Here is a 221-nt window from a genome sequence, read left to right as displayed (position 1 = left end):
ATTTTATCATTATATTTAATCTTACTCCTATCTTTACTTTCTAGTCCACATATACATCGTGCAAGTGTTGATTTCCCTGCACCGTTATCACCAATAATAGCTATAACATTATTTAAGGGAAACCGCAAATGTTCTATATCAAGTATTATTTTGTTTTTCTCATAATAAAATTTCAAATTTGATAAATTAACAGCTTCAGTTCCCATCAGTCCTCTAGGCTC

1 protein-coding gene is annotated in these 221 nt (G+C 30.3%); it reads right to left on the bottom strand.

The genetic code is table 11. From position 1 onward, the window contains the following. Positions 1-206, bottom strand: a 206-nt coding sequence (locus tag K5E40_RS34770) for an ATP-binding cassette domain-containing protein (RefSeq protein WP_221734468.1), incomplete at its 3' end; no start/stop codon positions are given. Positions 207-221 lie beyond the last annotated feature (15 nt).

The organism is Pseudomonas baetica, assembly GCF_019733355.1.
GTDB classification, from domain to species: Bacteria; Pseudomonadota; Gammaproteobacteria; order Pseudomonadales; family Pseudomonadaceae; genus Aquipseudomonas; species Aquipseudomonas baetica_A.
Note: the sequence above shows the minus strand (reverse complement) of the source record. Positions and strands in the feature narration are given on the sequence as shown.